General features: G+C 67.2%; 18 protein-coding genes. 7 read left to right on the plus strand and 11 right to left on the minus strand.

The window, feature by feature from the left end; all coding sequences use genetic code 11:
- Positions 1–25 precede the first annotated feature (25 nt).
- The gene (locus AC4D14_RS12455; protein WP_490902737.1) at positions 26–520 is read left to right on the plus strand and encodes a DUF427 domain-containing protein; all 495 of its coding nucleotides are present in this window, start codon (positions 26–28) and stop codon (positions 518–520) included.
- A 33-nt stretch (positions 521–553) separates the two neighbouring features.
- On the opposite strand, the gene AC4D14_RS12460 is transcribed toward AC4D14_RS12455, so the two are convergent.
- The gene (locus AC4D14_RS12460; RefSeq protein ID WP_490902738.1) at positions 554–1,843 is read right to left on the minus strand and encodes an adenylosuccinate synthase; all 1,290 of its coding nucleotides are present in this window, start codon (positions 1,841–1,843) and stop codon (positions 554–556) included.
- Positions 1,844–2,057: 214 nt separating this feature from the next.
- On the opposite strand from AC4D14_RS12460, the gene AC4D14_RS12465 reads away from it, so the two are divergent.
- Complete coding sequence (locus tag AC4D14_RS12465) at positions 2,058–2,654, plus strand: hypothetical protein (protein ID WP_490902739.1); 597 nt, start codon at positions 2,058–2,060, stop codon at positions 2,652–2,654.
- A 32-nt stretch (positions 2,655–2,686) separates the two neighbouring features.
- Here the strand turns inward: AC4D14_RS12465 and AC4D14_RS12470 are convergent, their stop codons facing one another.
- Positions 2,687–2,893 carry a helix-turn-helix domain-containing protein gene (locus AC4D14_RS12470; protein ID WP_490902741.1) on the minus strand — a complete coding sequence of 69 codons (207 nt, stop codon included), beginning with the start codon at positions 2,891–2,893 and terminating at the stop codon, positions 2,687–2,689.
- Positions 2,894–3,115: 222 nt separating this feature from the next.
- Between AC4D14_RS12470 and AC4D14_RS12475 the strand changes: the two genes are divergently transcribed.
- A complete protein-coding gene (locus tag AC4D14_RS12475) occupies positions 3,116–3,832 on the plus strand; it encodes an MBL fold metallo-hydrolase (RefSeq protein WP_490902743.1) in 717 nt (238 codons plus the stop codon).
- A gap of 58 nt (positions 3,833–3,890) precedes the next feature.
- Here the strand turns inward: AC4D14_RS12475 and AC4D14_RS12480 are convergent, their stop codons facing one another.
- The 3 genes from AC4D14_RS12480 to AC4D14_RS12490 all read right to left on the minus strand — a co-directional run bounded on the left by AC4D14_RS12480 (position 3,891) and on the right by AC4D14_RS12490 (position 6,096).
- On the minus strand, positions 3,891–4,310 hold the full coding sequence (locus AC4D14_RS12480; protein WP_490902745.1) for a DUF3151 domain-containing protein: 420 nt from the start codon (positions 4,308–4,310) through the stop codon (positions 3,891–3,893).
- A 2-nt stretch (positions 4,311–4,312) separates the two neighbouring features.
- A complete protein-coding gene (gene fbaA / locus AC4D14_RS12485) occupies positions 4,313–5,332 on the minus strand; it encodes a class II fructose-bisphosphate aldolase (protein WP_490902747.1) in 1,020 nt (339 codons plus the stop codon).
- Positions 5,333–5,463: 131 nt separating this feature from the next.
- Positions 5,464–6,096, minus strand: coding sequence for a TrmH family RNA methyltransferase (locus AC4D14_RS12490; protein WP_490903305.1), 633 nt, complete (start codon positions 6,094–6,096; stop codon positions 5,464–5,466).
- 113 nt (positions 6,097–6,209) lie between these two features.
- On the opposite strand from AC4D14_RS12490, the gene AC4D14_RS12495 reads away from it, so the two are divergent.
- Positions 6,210–6,989, plus strand: coding sequence for an HAD-IIA family hydrolase (locus tag AC4D14_RS12495; RefSeq protein WP_490902750.1), 780 nt, complete (start codon positions 6,210–6,212; stop codon positions 6,987–6,989).
- 20 nt (positions 6,990–7,009) lie between these two features.
- Here the strand turns inward: AC4D14_RS12495 and AC4D14_RS12500 are convergent, their stop codons facing one another.
- Both AC4D14_RS12500 and pyrE read right to left on the minus strand, forming a co-directional pair.
- Positions 7,010–8,011, minus strand: coding sequence for a thioesterase domain-containing protein (locus AC4D14_RS12500; protein ID WP_490902753.1), 1,002 nt, complete (start codon positions 8,009–8,011; stop codon positions 7,010–7,012).
- Between the two features lie 48 nt (positions 8,012–8,059).
- Complete coding sequence (pyrE, locus tag AC4D14_RS12505) at positions 8,060–8,638, minus strand: orotate phosphoribosyltransferase (protein WP_490902756.1); 579 nt, start codon at positions 8,636–8,638, stop codon at positions 8,060–8,062.
- Between the two features lie 169 nt (positions 8,639–8,807).
- Here pyrE and nadE point away from each other — a divergent pair, with 169 nt between their 5' ends.
- From nadE to AC4D14_RS12520, 3 genes are read left to right on the plus strand one after another with little or no spacing between them, the layout of a single operon-like run.
- Positions 8,808–9,632, plus strand: coding sequence for an NAD(+) synthase (gene nadE, locus AC4D14_RS12510; protein ID WP_490902759.1), 825 nt, complete (start codon positions 8,808–8,810; stop codon positions 9,630–9,632).
- A gap of 26 nt (positions 9,633–9,658) precedes the next feature.
- A complete protein-coding gene (locus AC4D14_RS12515; RefSeq protein ID WP_490902760.1) occupies positions 9,659–10,468 on the plus strand; it encodes an exodeoxyribonuclease III in 810 nt (269 codons plus the stop codon).
- On the plus strand, positions 10,465–11,319 hold the full coding sequence (locus tag AC4D14_RS12520; RefSeq protein ID WP_490902761.1) for a DUF8083 family protein: 855 nt from the start codon (positions 10,465–10,467) through the stop codon (positions 11,317–11,319). The genes AC4D14_RS12515 and AC4D14_RS12520 overlap by 4 nt, the downstream gene beginning before the upstream one ends.
- A 6-nt stretch (positions 11,320–11,325) precedes the next feature.
- Here AC4D14_RS12520 and AC4D14_RS12525 read toward each other — a convergent pair whose 3' ends face one another.
- The 4 genes from AC4D14_RS12525 to AC4D14_RS12540 form a co-directional block, all read right to left on the minus strand.
- Positions 11,326–12,150 (minus strand): YsnF/AvaK domain-containing protein, encoded by an 825-nt coding sequence (locus tag AC4D14_RS12525; protein ID WP_490902763.1) that lies wholly within the window; start codon positions 12,148–12,150, stop codon positions 11,326–11,328.
- A 150-nt stretch (positions 12,151–12,300) separates the two neighbouring features.
- On the minus strand, positions 12,301–13,881 hold the full coding sequence (locus tag AC4D14_RS12530) for an FAD-binding oxidoreductase (protein WP_490902764.1): 1,581 nt from the start codon (positions 13,879–13,881) through the stop codon (positions 12,301–12,303).
- 170 nt (positions 13,882–14,051) lie between these two features.
- Positions 14,052–15,062, minus strand: a complete 1,011-nt coding sequence (locus tag AC4D14_RS12535) for a LacI family DNA-binding transcriptional regulator (protein ID WP_490902765.1) — start codon at positions 15,060–15,062, stop codon at positions 14,052–14,054.
- Between the two features lie 3 nt (positions 15,063–15,065).
- Positions 15,066–15,953 carry a carbohydrate ABC transporter permease gene (locus tag AC4D14_RS12540; RefSeq protein WP_490903306.1) on the minus strand — a complete coding sequence of 296 codons (888 nt, stop codon included), beginning with the start codon at positions 15,951–15,953 and terminating at the stop codon, positions 15,066–15,068.
- Positions 15,954–16,005 lie beyond the last annotated feature (52 nt).

A 16,005-nucleotide genomic window follows, 5' to 3' on the forward strand; every position in this document is an offset into this window, starting at 1 on the left:
GGTTGCTAAAGGCTAGCGTTGGGCCATGAGGAACTCGAAGGAAACGCCGGGCCCCGGGCAGGAATCCGTCTGGGACTACCCGCGGCCGCCGCGGGTTGAGAAAAGCACTGAGGAAATCATCGTGAGGCTCGGCGGGGAAGTGATCCTTCGGACGACGGCCGCGGTCCGGGTGCTCGAGACGAGCCACCCTCCCGTCTACTACCTGCCCTTGGCGGACTTCGTGCCCGGGGCCCTCGAGCCGGTGGGAGGTACCTCGTTCTGTGAATTCAAGGGCACCGCGGGCTACTTCGACGTCATCGGAGGCGGGCGGCGCGCCGCGAAGGCGGCCTGGACCTACCCTCGTCCGGCTGCCGGCTACGAGGAACTCGAGGGACGCGTGGCGGTCTACCCGGCGGCAATGGACAGCTGCACCGTGAACGGCGAGCCGGTCACCGCGCAGGCCGGAGGATTCTACGGCGGCTGGATCACGCGCAGGATCACCGGCCCGTTCAAGGGAGCGCCCGGCACCCGGGGCTGGTAGGCCGCCGGTGCCGGGCGCTGCATCCGAGCCGACTCAGCCGGTGATGAGGTCGTTGACCACGATCGTCTGGTCGCGGTCGGGGCCCACTCCAATCGCGGAGAAGCGGGTGCCCGACATCTTCTCGAGCGCCCGCACGTAGGTCTGCGCGTTCTCGGGGAGATCGTCGATCGTGCGCGCGCCGGTGATGTCCTCGGTCCAGCCCTCGAAATACTCGAAGATCGGCTTGGCATGGTGGAACTCGGTCTGGGTCATCGGCATTTCGTCGTGGCGCTCTCCGTCAACGTCGTAAGCCACGCAGACGGGGATCCGCTCGATGCCCGTCAGGACGTCGAGCTTGGTGACGAAGTAGTCGGTGAACCCGTTCACGCGGGCTGCGTGCCGGGCCAGGACGGCGTCGTACCAGCCGGTGCGGCGGGGGCGCCCGGTGTTCACGCCGAACTCGCCGCCGGTCTTCTGGAGGTAGAGGCCCATGTCATCGAAGAGCTCGGTGGGGAACGGACCGGCGCCCACGCGCGTGGTGTACGCCTTGATGATTCCCACCGCACGGGTGATGCGGGTGGGCCCGATTCCGGATCCCACCGAGGCACCGCCCGCCGTCGGGTTCGACGAGGTGACGAACGGGTAGGTTCCGTGGTCGACGTCGAGGAAGGTGGCCTGGCCGCCCTCCATGAGGACCACCTTGCCCTCGTCGAGCGCCTCATTGAGGACGAAGGTCGAATCGATGACGAGGGGGCGCAGCCGCTCGGCGTAGGAGAGGAAGTAGGCGACGACTTCGTCCACTTCGACGCTTCGACGGTTGTAGACCTTCACAAGCAGTTCGTTTTTCTGCTTGAGGGAGCCCTCGACCTTCTGGCGCAGGATCGACTCGTCGAAGACGTCCTGGACGCGCAGGCCAAGCCGGGCCACCTTGTCCATGTAGGCGGGCCCGATGCCGCGCCCCGTGGTTCCGATCGCCCGCTTGCCCAGGAACCGCTCGGTCACCTTGTCGAGCACCTGGTGGTAGGGCGCCACCAGGTGAGCGTTCGCCGAAACCCTCAGCTTCGAGGTGTCGGCGCCGCGTGCTTCGAGCCCGTCAATCTCGGCGAAGAGTGCTTCGAGGTTGATCACGCAGCCGTTGCCGATGATCGGGATTGCATTGGGGCTGAGGATGCCGGCGGGAAGGAGTTTCAGCTCGTACTTTTCGCCGCCCACGACCACCGTGTGCCCGGCATTGTTTCCGCCGTTGGGCTTGACGACGTAGTCGACACGGCTGCCCAGCAGATCGGTCGCTTTGCCTTTTCCTTCGTCGCCCCACTGGGCTCCGACAATCACAATTGCAGGCATGGGATCCTCCCCCATCGCGACGGCGCTCCGCGCCTCGGTACGTGCGCAGTCGCTGCCGTCATGAGAACGCCCCATGGTGCGCGCCGGATACCGGCAGGGCCAGGGGCTCTTACTCCCCGAGTTTAGCCGAGGCCGCTGCTGGGCGTCGAAACCCGGGCCGTCCATTGCGCCCGCCCCGTCCGTCCGGCACGTGCGGCTGGGGCAGAATTGAGCGATGGACCGCTTTGAAGGCCGCATCGCAGGCATCGGCACCACCTCCGGCACCCGCATCGTGGTGGGCAGCTGGGAGGTATCGCCGTTTGGCGCGTTCACCGACGTCATGGTCGAGGACGCCGGCGGCCACCGGACCCTGATCGCACCCACGCCTGAGGTCGGCGACTACGTGGGTTCGACCTACATGTTCGACGAGGTGCTGATCACGGCAGTCCATTGCCGCCTCGACGCTGCCGGAATCGCCGTTGACGCAGGACCGCTGCACCTGCGCGCCGAGGTCGGGCGCACCACCCCGCTCGGGCTGGCCCTTCGGCTGGTTCCGCGGCGGCTCGCCACAAGCCCGCGCTGGCTTGCGCTGATCGACCCAATGGCCGCGGCCCTGGTGCCGGGGGTCCATACCGCCGGTTCGGCCGGAAACGGGCGACGCGAGTACTACGGGGTCACCGGCGCCCGCACCATCACCGCCGCCGACGCGCGGTGGCACGGCACGACCCTCGGCGCCCTCGCCCCGCTGCATCCGCCAGTGCGTTTCGGCTTCAGCTCCGCCCCCGCCGCTCCGCAGCTGGTCAGCGTTGTGACGACCGTGGCCGGCGCCTGAGCGCCGCCGGGGTCGTCACAGTCGGCGCTTGCTCAGCCGACCGAGCGCCGTTCCGGGTTTACGGTGTCCAGATATTCCTGAACTGCCTCCTCGGGCACGCGGTAGGAGCGCCCGAACCGAATCCCCCTCATAGCGCCGGACTGCACCAGACGGTAAACCGTCATCTTCGATACCCGCATCATCTCGGCAACCTCCGAGACAGTGAAAAGGTGACCTGAAAATTGATTGTGTCCCGTCACTACACACCCGCTCCCACAAGCTCACTCACCACTTTGGTGACTCTCTCCACTGTGGTCCGCGGTGCTTCGGGGTCACAAGGGAAATTGATACTCGTTTCTCGATCGCCCATCCAAGTAGTCGCCCGGGCGGGAGCCTAGAGTTGACCATGTTTGAGGGCGGCCCTGCTGACCACCTGTTGATCCACGTCGAGAAGATGGCACCACATTGAAAGCAGCGAGGTCATGAAAACTCCGAGGTCGATCCGTTCGATGACCGAACCTGCTCCGGGTGTGCACTTCGTGGAGGGCCCGTACTCCAACTGGACGGTCTTGGTGGGCCCCGGGACCGCAACACTTGTTGACGCCGGCTACCCGCAGGACCTCGGCCTGGTGCTTGAGTCACTCAAGAAGACGGCCGGAGACAGGCGCCTTGAAGCGGTGTTGATCACCCACGGCCACTCGGACCATATCGGCTCGATCGCCGGCCTCTCCGAACGCTTCTCACCAAGGATCCTCGCCTCGCCGGAGGAGATCCCCAACATCCGACGTGAGGTGCTGCACCAGGTGGGGTTCCGCGAGGTGCACCCCCGCCTGCTGGGCTATGGCGTTGCGGCCTGGGCATGGCACGCCGTCGCCTCGGGAGGGCTGAACGATGTGGCTGTTGCGCAGGTTGAACCGGTTCCGGACCACCAGCCGCTGCTCCTCAGCGGGCACACCGTGGTTCCGGTGCCTTCCCACGGGCACACGCCGGGCCACAACGCCTACGAACTCCCCGACGCCGACGTCCTGATCACCGGCGACGCCCTGGTCACCGGGCACCCGACGTCGCGCCGCTCGGGCGTCCAGCTGCTCCCGAAGATGTTCCATTCGGACCCGGACCGCGCAGCAGCTTCCCTGGAACGGCTCTCCGGCGGACCTGCACGGATCCTCCTGCCGGGGCACGGCCCGCTGGCCGCTTAGCGCCGGGAAGGCCGCGGCTGCGGCCCTCCCGGCGCCAGTGCTGCTGGTACCTCCGCTGTCAGCCGCCGAGCTGCGCACTCGCCTCGGGGTCGGACTCGCGGAGGAAGACGGCGATGCGCTCGGCTTCCTCGATCTCGCCGATCGACGCCGCCGCCCGGCCCAGCGCGTAAAGGGAGCGCAGGAATCCCCGGTTGGGTTCGTGCGAGTAGGGCACGGGACCCGCTCCCCGCCACCCGTTGCGTCGCAGCGCGTCGAGTCCGCGGTGGTAACCGGTGCGCGCGTAAGCGTAGGACTCGATCGTTCGCCCGTCCGCGTACGCCTCGTCGGCGAGGACCGCCCACACGAGGGAGGACGTGGGGTACTTCGCGGCGAGGTCGACTGCCTCGTCACCGGCCTGGAGGCGGGCTGTCACGTCGGGTTCCTCAGGGAGGTAGGTCGGCTCCGGCCCGAGGAGGTTCTTGCGGAATTCGTCGGACATCCCTAGAGCTTCTTCCCGGCGGAGCCCAGTGACGCTGCGGCCTCAACGACGCGGGCGCCAAGGCCGGCCTCGGCCGAGGCACCCCAGACGCGCGGGTCGTAGACCTTCTTGTTGCCGACTTCGCCGTCGACCTTCAGCACGCCGTCGTAGTTGCGGAACATGTGATCGGCCACAGCGCGGGTGAACGCGTACTGGGTGTCGGTGTCGATATTCATCTTGATGACGCCGTAGGAGACGGCGTCGGCGATTTCCTGCTCGCTCGAGCCGGAGCCGCCGTGGAACACCAGGTCGAAGGGCTTGTCCTTGCCCAGTTTCTGGCCCACCTGCTGCTGGATATCATTGAGGATTTCCGGGCGGAGCTTGACGCCGCCGGGCTTGTAGACGCCGTGGACGTTGCCGAAGGTGAGCGCCGTGATGTACCTGCCGTTTTCACCTGAGCCAAGTGCGTCGACGGTCGCGAGCGCGTCCTCGACCGTGGTGTAGAGCTTGTCGTTGATCGCGTTTTCGACGCCGTCCTCTTCACCGCCGACGGTTCCGATCTCCACTTCGAGGATGATCTTCGCCGCGGCCGCGCGGGGCAGGATTTCCCGGGCGATGCGCAGGTTCTCCTCAAGGGTTTCGGCCGAACCGTCCCACATGTGCGACTGGAACAGCGGGTTGCCGCCGTTCTTCACCGCTTCTTCGGAGGCCGCAAGGAGCGGCAGCACGAAATCGTCGAGCTTGTCCTTGGGGCAGTGGTCGGTGTGCAGGGCGATGTTGACGTCGTACTGCCGTGCCACCTCGTGAGCGAACGCCGCGAAGCCGCGCGCCCCGGCAACCATGTTCTTGACGCTGGCGCCGGACCAGTAGGCCGCCCCTCCCGTTGAGACCTGCACGATGCCGTCGGAACCGGCATCGGCGAAACCGCGCATCGCGGCGTTGAGGGTCTGGGAGGAGGTGACGTTCACCGCCGGGTACGCGAAGCCGCCTGCCTTGGCGCGGTCGATCATTTCGGCGTAGATCTCAGGTGTGGCGATTGGCATGTTCGACTCCTTGTAGATGTGTTCGTGGGCCCTGCTCGCAGAAACCACCGCGTGCGATCGTTACCATCCTAGCGATGCGCCCTGCCGCCCGCAGGTGCGATATGCCCTCCGCGCGGCAGGGCGGGCACCGCTCAGACGTGCTGGTCGAAAACGTGCCGCCGGAGCCAGCCGTGCATCGCGATGGCCGCGGCGGCTGAGGCGTTGATGGAGCGGGTTGAACCGAACTGCGCAATGGACAAGGTGGCCGTTGCTGCAGCGTGGACCTCCGGCGTGAGGCCCGGGCCCTCCTGTCCGAACACGAGGACGCAGTTTTCGGGGAGGTCGTAGGTTTCAAGCGGCACCGAGTCGGGGAAGTTGTCGATCCCGATGATGCTGAGCCCCTCGCCCTGCGCCCAGTCCACGAAGTCCTTGACCGTCGGGTGGTGGCGGACGTGCTGGTAGCGGTCGGTGACCATCGCACCTCGGCGGTTCCAGCGGCGCCGGCCGATGATGTGGACTTCCTTGGCAAGGAACGCGTTGGCGGTGCGAACCACCGAACCGATATTGAGGTCGTGCTGCCAGTTCTCGATTGCGACGTGGAAATTGTGACGGCGCAAGTCCAGGTCGGCGACGATCGCGTCGTGGTTCCAGTACCGGTAACCGTCGACGACGTTGCGGGTGTCGCCGCCGGCGAGCAGTTCCTTGTCCCACTGGGGGCCCTCGGGCCACTCACCCTCCCACGGCCCCACGCCCACCGGTGCCGCCTCGGGCCCGCCGGGAGGCACGCCGGTCGGATCCTGGTGCGGCCCTGCTGTGTGCTCGTTCACTGCGTCCTTCACGACTCAAGCCTAAGGTGAAAGACTGTCCCCTGTTCCCGGCCCTGTAATGAAGGACGCTCATGCGCGAAAACGAACACATCGAGTGCTGGTTGACCGACATGGACGGCGTGCTCGTGCATGAGAACCACCCGATTCCCGGTGCGTCCGAGCTGATCGAGCGCTGGGTCGCTACCTCGAAACGGTTCCTGGTGCTGACGAACAACTCGATCTACACCCCGCGGGACCTCGCGGCACGGCTGAAGGCCTCGGGCCTAGAGATCCCCGAAGAGAACCTGTGGACCTCCGCCCTCGCCACCGCCGAATTCCTCAAGGGGCAGCTCCCCGGAGCACGCGCCTACGTGATCGGTGAGGCAGGACTCACCACCGCCCTTCACAACGCGGGGTTCGTGCTCACCGACACGAACCCCGACTATGTCGTCCTCGGCGAGACCCGCACCTACTCCTTCGAGGCGATTACCATGGCCATCCGGCTGATCCTCGACGGTGCGCGCTTCATCGCAACGAATCCCGACGTCACGGGCCCGTCCAAGGAGGGCCCCCTGCCCGCCACCGGCGCCATCGCCGCCCTGATCACCGCAGCCACCAACCGGGACCCCTACATCGTGGGCAAGCCGAACCCAATGATGTTCCGCTCCGCGATGAACCAGATCGATGCCCACTCCGAGACCACCGCGATGATCGGAGACCGGATGGACACCGACATCATCGCCGGCATGGAGGCAGGGCTTCACACGGTCCTCGTGCTCAGCGGGATCACCCAGCCGGCCGACATCGACGCCTACCCGTTCCGCCCGGCGCAGATCGTGAACTCGGTGGCCGACCTGATCAGCCAGGTCTAGGCGCTCCACGCAGTGCAGAGCTAGAACGCCGCCTTTCCCGCACCTCCCTGGGGCACGGGAAGGAACTGTTTCTGAACCGAATGCACCAGCGGCTGGTAGATGATCGGGTTCCACTGGGGACTGGCGTGGGCGGGAAGGGCACCCTCGGTGACAAGGTCCGAGACAACGATGTTGGAGGGGAACCGCCGCTCCCAGCCGGACCGGGCCGCCGCATAGTCCACCACGGTGTCCCCCGGATTGCCGAGGAAGGCCAGCTTGGTCTCGCCGAGCGACTTCTGGAACCGGGTCGGGTCGAAGTGGTAGATGTAGGACGCCTGGGACTGGATGAGCACGCTGCTCGGGGCGAGCGGCGAGAGCTGCTCGAGGGTCTGGTCGGCGATCTGTCGCCAGGTGCGTTCATCCTTGTGGACGATCCGTTCGCCGAGTTCATAGCCTCCGCGGACCACGCTGGGAACCTTGTAGCCGGCCTCGTAGAGGAACACCACGCCTTCGAACATCTCCTGGTCGAGGACGTCGAACTTCGTGCTCGGGCTTGAGTCGAGGATGATCAGCTCCACCGGGATGTCACGCGCCCTCAGCCGTGCGGCAACCTCGACCGCAACCATCCCCCCGAAGCTGTGGCCGTAGAAGTAAAGCTTCTCCACCTGGAAGTTGCGCACGTACCGGTGCATCTCGGCCACGATGTTGCTGACGTCGAGGCCGCTGTTGGAATAGCCCATCACCGCCAGCTGGCCGCGCCGGGCCAGGGCGGGCCGAAGCGCGTTGAGGATCCACAGACCCTCCTCCCAGCTCGTCTTGTAGCCGGGGAACAGCACCCAGCGGTCGTGCGGGAACCGAGCAGCCGCCTGGTCATCCTGAAGCGGGAGAATGCGCAGTTTTTCGCGCTGTTCCTGGATCGCCCGGGTGACGTAGAGGTCGGCCGCGAGGGTCAGCGCCAGGGACGAGCCGGTCAGGAACGCCCTGCGGGAGAACGACTTCACCTCGGTTGAATAGCCAAGCAGGAGCCGTGGATCATCGGTCACCTTGCCCTCCCTCCTGCAGCCCCTCTGCTTCCCGTGCGCTGCGTCGGGTCAGGCGAGCCCGAGTTCGTCCTTTCCAAAGGCGTAGAGGTAGGGAACTGAGGCTTCGGCCTCGATGCGCTCCTTCGAACCGGTATCCCGGTCGACGATTACGGCGACCGCCCGCACCTCGGCGCCGGCCCGGCGGACGCCGTCGACGGCGGCAAGGGCGGATCCGCCAGTGGTCGAGGTGTCCTCGAGCACCACGACGCTCCGTCCTGCGACGTCGGGACCCTCAACCTGCCGGCCCATTCCGTGGCTCTTGGCGGCCTTGCGGACAACGAAGGCGTCGACGGCTCGGCCCTGGCGGGCAGCCGCGTGCATGACGGCGGTTCCGACCGGGTCGGCGCCCATTGTCAGGCCGCCGGCGCTCTGGAACTCGATACCTGCTTCATCGAGCAGTGCGAGCATCACACGCCCCACCAGCTGGGATGCCTCGTGGTGCAGGGTGATCCGGCGCAGGTCGATGTAGTACTCGGCCTCAACTCCGCTGGAGAGCGTGACCTTCTCGTGAACCACTGCCAGTTCTTTGATCAGTTCAAGGAGGCGGGCTCGGTCTGCGGACGAGGAGGCGGCGGTGTCGGCGGTCATGATCACGAGTCTATCGAGTCCGGCGGCGGCCCCCGTCCGGCCGGTGGGGCAGGCCGGCTGAGGTGGGAAAGCCCCATGGAAGTCGGGCCCCCGTCCGGCCAGCGCCTGAGCGGCCGGCCCCGGGCACCGCCGTAACACGGGGGAAACGCCGCCGTAGTAGCCTGAGCAGATGCGCGAACTTCAGGCCACAATCATCGAAGAACTGGGCGTGCGGCCCACCATCGAACCGGCTTCCGAAATCCGGGCCCGGGTCGGATTCCTCAAGGACTACGTCTTGGCCTCGGGAACCCGCGGGTTCGTCCTGGGCATCAGCGGCGGCCTCGACTCAACCCTCGCCGGGAAGCTCGCGCAGCTCGCCGTCGACGAGCTGCGCTCCGAAGGCACCGACGCCGATTTCATTGCCGTCCGGCTGCCGTACAACACGCAGAAGGACGAGGAAGACGCCCAGGCCGCCCTCGCCTTCATCCAGCCCCGCACCACCCGCGAGTACAACGTGGCCCCCGCTGTTGACGGTTTCGAGGACGAATACGTGAAGACCACCGGCGAGGTGATCTCCGACTTCAACAAGGGCAACATCAAGGCGCGCGCCCGCATGACCGCTCAGTACGCACTTGCCGGCCAGCACAACCTCCTTGTCGTGGGAACCGACCACGGCGCCGAATCCGTCACGGGGTTCTTCACGAAGTACGGTGACGGCGGGGCCGACATCCTGCCCCTGTTCGGGCTGAACAAGCGGCAGAACCGCGCGCTGCTCCAGGAACTGGGCGCCGGGCCGGAGCTCTACAACAAGGTTCCGACGGCGGACCTGCTTGACGACGCACCGGGCCAGAGCGACGAGCACGAACTCGGGCTGACTTACGACCAGATCGACGACTACCTCGAGGGCCGGACCGTTGACGATGCCGCAGCGTCCGCAATTGAACACCGCTATTGGATCACCCGCCACAAGCGGACTGTCCCGGTAACGATTTTCGACTCGTGGTGGCGGCGGTAAACTCCCCGGTTGGTAACGTAGGACGCGTGAAGATAGCCACCTGGAACGTCAACTCCCTCCGTGCCCGCACCGACCGCGTCGAGGCCTGGCTGAACCGGTCCGACGTTGACGTCCTGGCCATCCAGGAAACCAAGTGCAAGGACGAGAACTTTCCGTGGGAAATGTTCGAGAACGCCGGCTACGAGGTTGCCCACTTCGGCCTGAGCCAGTGGAACGGTGTGGCGATCGCCTCCCGCGTCGGCCTTGACGACGTCGAACGCACCTTCCCCGGCCAGCCGGGTTTCGCCAAGCCGGGCATCGAACCGGTCCAGGAAGCAAGGGCGATCGGGGCGACCTGCAACGGCGTACGCGTGTGGAGCCTTTACGTGCCCAACGGGCGCTCCCTCGACGACCCGCACATGCCGTACAAGCTGCAGTGGCTCGATGTGCTCCGCCAGCACGCACAGGACTGGATCACCGCCGAGCCGGAGGCGCAGATCGCCCTGATGGGTGACTGGAACATCGCGCCGCAGGACGACGACGTGTGGGACATCGACTTCTTCGTCAACGGAGGGCACACCCACGTCAGCCCGCCCGAACGGGCCGCCTTCCAGGCCTACCTCGACGCCGGCTTCACCGACGTCGCCCGCCCGTTCACCCCCGGCCCGGGCGTTTACACCTACTGGGACTACACCCAGCTGCGCTTCCCGAAGAAGGAAGGGATGCGGATCGACTTCGTGCTCGGTTCCCCGGCGCTCGCGGCCCGGGTCGAAGGCGCGTCGATCGACCGCGAGGAACGCAAGGGCAAGGGTGCCTCCGACCATGCGCCCGTCATCGTGGAGCTCCGCGGACAGTGAACAGACGGCGGCCCACCGGCATGGCCCGGCCTTTCCCCTACGTTTCGTACCTGCGGGTCTACGAGCCGCTCGACGCGTTCGACGACGCCCAGCAGCTCGCCATCCTCGAACAGCGCTCGCGTGGCCGGCGGGTCACCGAGGCGCTGGACCACGCGCAGGCGCTGCGCCGGGTGCTGCGGACGGTCTCGGACCCGTTCCCCCACCACGAGCCGGACCTGGTGCGGGTCGTCCATTACCCGGGAGTGTCAGGGGCCACCTCGCCCTTCTACTGCCCCAACCAGCTCGCGGTACGCACCACCCTTGCCGCCGAATCCCTCGACGCCACCCTGCGGGGTCCGCTGGTGGACGTCCTTGTGCCCGAGGCCGCGCGGGAGGCCCAGCAGGCGCGCCTCGACCCCGATACGTTTGCCGATTCGGTGGCCAAGCTCCACACCCGGTCGGCGACCTGGGGGGTGCCCTTCGCCTGGTTCGTCCTGATCCACGAGGACGACCTGACCGAAGTCGTCGAAGATGACGGACGGGTGAGCACCGTGCGGATTTCAGCGCGGGTCAACGAATGCATCGACCGCGCCCGCCGGGCCATCGCCCAGCTCGCGGTCGGTGCACCCGAACTCGACCTGCTCGAAGAGCTGACCGACATCGCCCAGTGGCTCGAGGTGTTCCGCCGCGATGCGGTTGTCGAGATCGACTACGGAGCCGTAGCCGACCTCGTGTTTCCCGACGAATCCCCCGCCGACGTCCGCCTCGGGATCGAAAGCCTCGCCGAGGCGGACATGACTGGAGCCGCTGCGTCCTACCGCCGCCTTGCGTCCCGGTGGATTCCCATCCGCCAGCTGGCGCGGGCGTCCTAGCTCCGCCTAGCCTGGCGTGAGGTCGCTGCGTTCGGCTTCGATAACTTCCTTGCGCACCTCGCCGCTGACCGTCTCGTCCCGGGTGATGATCTCCTTGTTCAGGCGGACCCGCTCGATGGCGACGATCTCGGTGTGGACTATTGCACGTTCTTCATGGAGGACGATCTCGACCTCACTGCCGTCGAACGCCGAGCCGACGGCGGCGTACAGTTCGTCACGATCGACGTCGGTGTAGGACCCCGCACGGGCACCGGTTCCGTCCTGGCCCACAACGTCCGCTGTTGGGATGCGCTCGATCACGAGTTCCTCCCTGCGGACCGGGACCGTCAATGTCACGTTTTCGGTGACGACCCGCTTGATGAGGCGCACCCGCTCCGTCGGACGGATTTCGGTGCCGACCCGCAGCTGCTCCTCGGACCGCGTCATCGCATCGTCAAGTTCACGGCGCGAGGCGCGGTCGGCAAGGGAACGCTCGGCAGAGGGATGGGCGTCTGAACCGACGCCGTCAACACCGGGAATCAGCCGGTAGTGGCGCAGGAGGTGCTTTTCCTCCTCGGGGCTGAGGTGGCCGTCCTGGGACATGCCCGGGGAGCTCTGCACCGCTTCCCGGGTGTAGGGAACGCGCACGTTTTTGCCGTCGACGGCTGCGCCCTGGAGTGGGACGAAGGTCTCGGGGTTACCCACCCGGCCCGTAGTGACCGTGATCCAGGTGGGCTGGCCGGTCTTGTCATCGACGAAGAGCTGTCCCATCGGCCCAAGGGTGTGGCCGTCATCGCTGACGACGCTTCCCCGCGAGTCGATCAGGTCCTTCATCTGTTCCTGCGAGATCATTGCGTGCCTTTCGGTGGTGAAGCCGCCGCAGCACCCGGGCTGGAGGCTTTCGGTCGGGTTCCCACGCTATGAAACATTCGACCCGGTAGCAAGCCTGCTTAGTAATTTGTATGGGTCTTGTGGCACCACCACCCGGCCGTGCCGGTCCCGTCAGCCGGCGTCGGGAACGCGGAAGAGCCCGTCCGGGTCGGCGGCCGCCCGGATGCGGGCCAGCCGGCGGGCGTTGCCGGCGAAGTAGGCGTTATCGGCGTTGCGGAGCTGGGCATCGGCGTAGTTCGCGTAGGCTCCGTCGCCCCAGAAGGGCACCATAACGGCCCGGGACCCTCGGACGAACGCGTCGAACGGGGCCGGGTCAAGGGCTGCGTCGAACGTGGCGGTGTATTGAACCGTTGCGTACGCGTTCCGGTGCCCGAAGCCTGTTGCGCCCGCGTCGAGGTCGCGCACCGCGCCCCCGAGCGCGTCGAGGGAGACAGCGGTTTCGATTGCTCCGGAAAGCTGGTGGCCCCGCACGCACCGGGCGACGAGTTCGGCCACTCCGGCGGCGTTGAGGCGGTCGTAGGGCACGTGCGAGGTGGCGCTGAAGGCCTCGCGTGCCAGGGATCCACCCGGGGCCGTGGTGCACTGCTCGGCGGGCAGGCCGGCACAGCCGGCATAGGCGAACATGACCTCAAGGTAGTCGCGGTCCGGCTGCACGCTGTTCACCAGCGGGAGCGTCCCGGAGGCCCCGTGGAGTCCGGCCAGCTGCGCGTCGAGTTCCGCGGAGGGACCGGTCCAGGTGACCGTCAGCTGGATCACCGGCGCGTCATGGCGTTGGCCGCTGAGCAGTTTCAGGGTCGACCACAGCCGCGCATCGGCAGCAGGCGCCCAATCCTGCCAGGCAAGGAGCACCCGTTCGGCGTCGGCGAAATCCCACTGCAGGAACACGGTGCTGATGCGCGGCGCCGGCACGGTGGCGAAGGTCAGGGAAGTGACGACCCCCACCTGCCCGCCGCCTCCCCGGCAGGCCCAGAACAGGTCGGGGTTCTCGGAGGCATCGGCGGTGACCACCTCCCCCTTCGCGGTGACGAGTTCCACCGACTTCAGCGCATCGCTCGTGAGTCCATAGGCGCGGGTGAGGACCCCAACTCCTCCGCCCAGGGTGAGGCCTGCGATTCCGACGGTGGGACACGATCCTGCCGCCAACGCACTGCCCGCGCGGCCGACCGCCGCGTACACCTCGATCAGGGAGGCGCCCGCCCCGATCGTGACCGTGGAGTCGGCGTTGAGGCGGATCTCCGCAAGACGGCGGACGTCAAGGACCACGGACGGTGCCGTGCCCGCGGCGGGGATGTCGCCCGAGGAGTGGCCGGGGTAGCTGTGTCCGCCCGCCCGAAGGGCAAGGGGAACCCCTGCCGCGGCGGCGAATTTCACTACCTCGGCCACATCGGCAGCCGACGCCGCCGACGCCACGGCGAGCGGTTCGGCCGAGTCGAACCGCGGGTTCTGGACGCGCTTGACCGTAGGGTAGGAGCCGCTTCCGGGGAGCGCGAGCTCACCCGACAGTCGCGAGGTCAACCCGTCCCAGTCCGGCGGCCCCGCCACCGTGGGAGCGGCGGACGCCGAGGGCGGCGGAAGCGAGGGTGCCGGTTTGGAGGTTGACGGCGGGGAGGGAGCAGGAGCGCACGCGGCTGCGTAGAGCCCAAGGAAGCCGAGGGAGGATGCAATGAGCACTTTTCGGCGGTCGAGGTCCATGTCCTGCCGCCCTACGTGCGGTCCGGCATGGCGGCGCCGCGGTGGAGGAACAAGGCGGCGGCGCGGGCCAGGCGCGGGAAAAGGAACGGCATCGACACTCCAAGAACTTTCAACAGATCAGGTAAAACAACCTATCAGCCGTCACCGGCGCGGCACGCTCACGGGCCGGATCAGGCCCGGAAGGGCCCGGTGGAGCGGCGCAGCACCAGCCGGTGCGGCTGGACCGAAGGCCTGCGCGAAGGGGCGGCGCCCCCGAGTTCGGCAAGGAGGAGGGCCGCGGCGAAGGCACCCTGCTCCTCCGGGTTCTGCCGGATCGTTGTCAGGCCCATCGGGTCGGAGAATTCGTGGTCGTCAATGCCGATCACTGACAGCTCTCCCGGAACGTCGATGTTCAGCTCCGATGCCGCCTTGAGCACGCCAAAGGCCATTTCGTCAGAGGAGCAGAAAACGGCGGTGGGCCGGTCGCGCGGGTCTGCAAGCAGCCGCAGCGCGGCCTCGCGCCCTTCCTTGAAGCGGAAGTTCCCGAAGACGCTCCAGTCCTGCCGCACCGGAAGCCCGGCGGCGGCCATCGTGGAGAGGTAGGCCTGTTCCCTGATCCGGGGCACCTCGAATTCGATGCCGAAGGAGCCGCCGCCGCGCAGGTGCGCGATGCGGGTGTGGCCCAGCCCGATGAGGTGGGCCACGGCGTCGCTTGCGGCGGCGGCGTCGTCGATGCTGACGTGCCGCACACCCTCAACGGCTCCGCCAACGACGATTGTCGGTGAATCAAGCTCCTGGAGGGAGGCCCGCTCCGAGCCGGTGAGCTCGAGGCACAGCACCAGGAGGGCGTCGATGCGCTTGCGCAGGATGGAGCGGTGGAATACCCGTTCCCGGTTGATGCCGGTGCCGCCGAGGCTGAAGACAACGAGGTCGTATCCGGCCGCGCGCAGCTGCCGGTCCACTCCCTCGAGGACGGCCGAGAAGTACCAGCGTTCGATCATCGGCAGCAGCACGCCCAGGGCCATTGTGCGCCCCGAGGCAAGGCCCGACGCCGCAGAGGAGGGAACGTAGCCGAGGGCGTCGGCGGCGTCCTCGACGCGTGCGCGGGTGCTCGGAGAAACTCCGGGCAGCCCGCGCAGCGCCCGGGACACCGTGGCGGTGGAAACCCCGAGCGACTTCGCGACGTCGTCTATGCTCGTCACGGCTCAGCCCTTGAGACCGCCCGCCAGCAATCCACGGACGAAGTAGCGCTGCAGGCCGAAGAATACGGCGAGCGGGACGAGGATGGATACGAACGCCCCGGCCGTGAGCCTCTGCCATTCACCGCCGCGCGAGCCCTGCAGTTCGGCGAGCCGCTGGGTGATCGGTGCGACGTCTGCGCCGCCGCCCGAGAAGACAAGGGCAACCAGGAGGTCGTTCCAGAGCCAGAGGAACTGGAAAATCCCGAAGGAGGCGAGCGCCGGTGTGGCAAGCGGAAGAATGATCCTCCAGAAGATCGTGCTGTGGCCTGCGCCGTCGACCCGCGCCGCTTCGATGACCTCGCCCGGGATCTCGGCAATGAAGTTGTGGAGCAGGAAGATGGCAAGCGGCAGCCCGAAGATCGTGTGGGCCACCCAAAGCTGGGCGTAGGTGCCGCTGGGAAGCACCTGGAAATCACCGATCTTCAGCACCTGCGTGAACAGCTGGAGCAGGGGGATCAGCGCCATCTGGAGCGGGACGATCTGGAGTGCGAAAACGAAGATGAAGAGGCTGTCCTTGCCGCGGAACCGGCCCCAGGCGAACATGTAGGCGGCCATCGACCCGATCACCAGGGTGAAGACGGTTCCCGGGATCACGATCGCCAGCGAGTTGACGAAGTAGGAGAGCAGGTTCGGAGACTGGCTGCCGCCCGGGCTGAGGACGTCTTCGTAGTTGGCGAGGGTGAACTCGAAATCGGTGAAGACGTTCCACCAGCCGTTGCCCTTAATATTCGCCTCGGGGCGGAACGAGGAGATCAGCAGGCCGAAGGTCGGGACCGTCCAGATGGCGGCGATGATGATCGCCGCCGCCGTAGCGCCGCGCGAGGTGAGGCGCTGCCTCACCCGCCGCTGCATCGGAGGCCGGCCGCCCGGTTCGATGTCCTTAAGCTCGGGGAAGACCTTTTGG

The sequence above is a fragment of the Arthrobacter sp. TJ-254 genome, assembly GCF_058269175.1.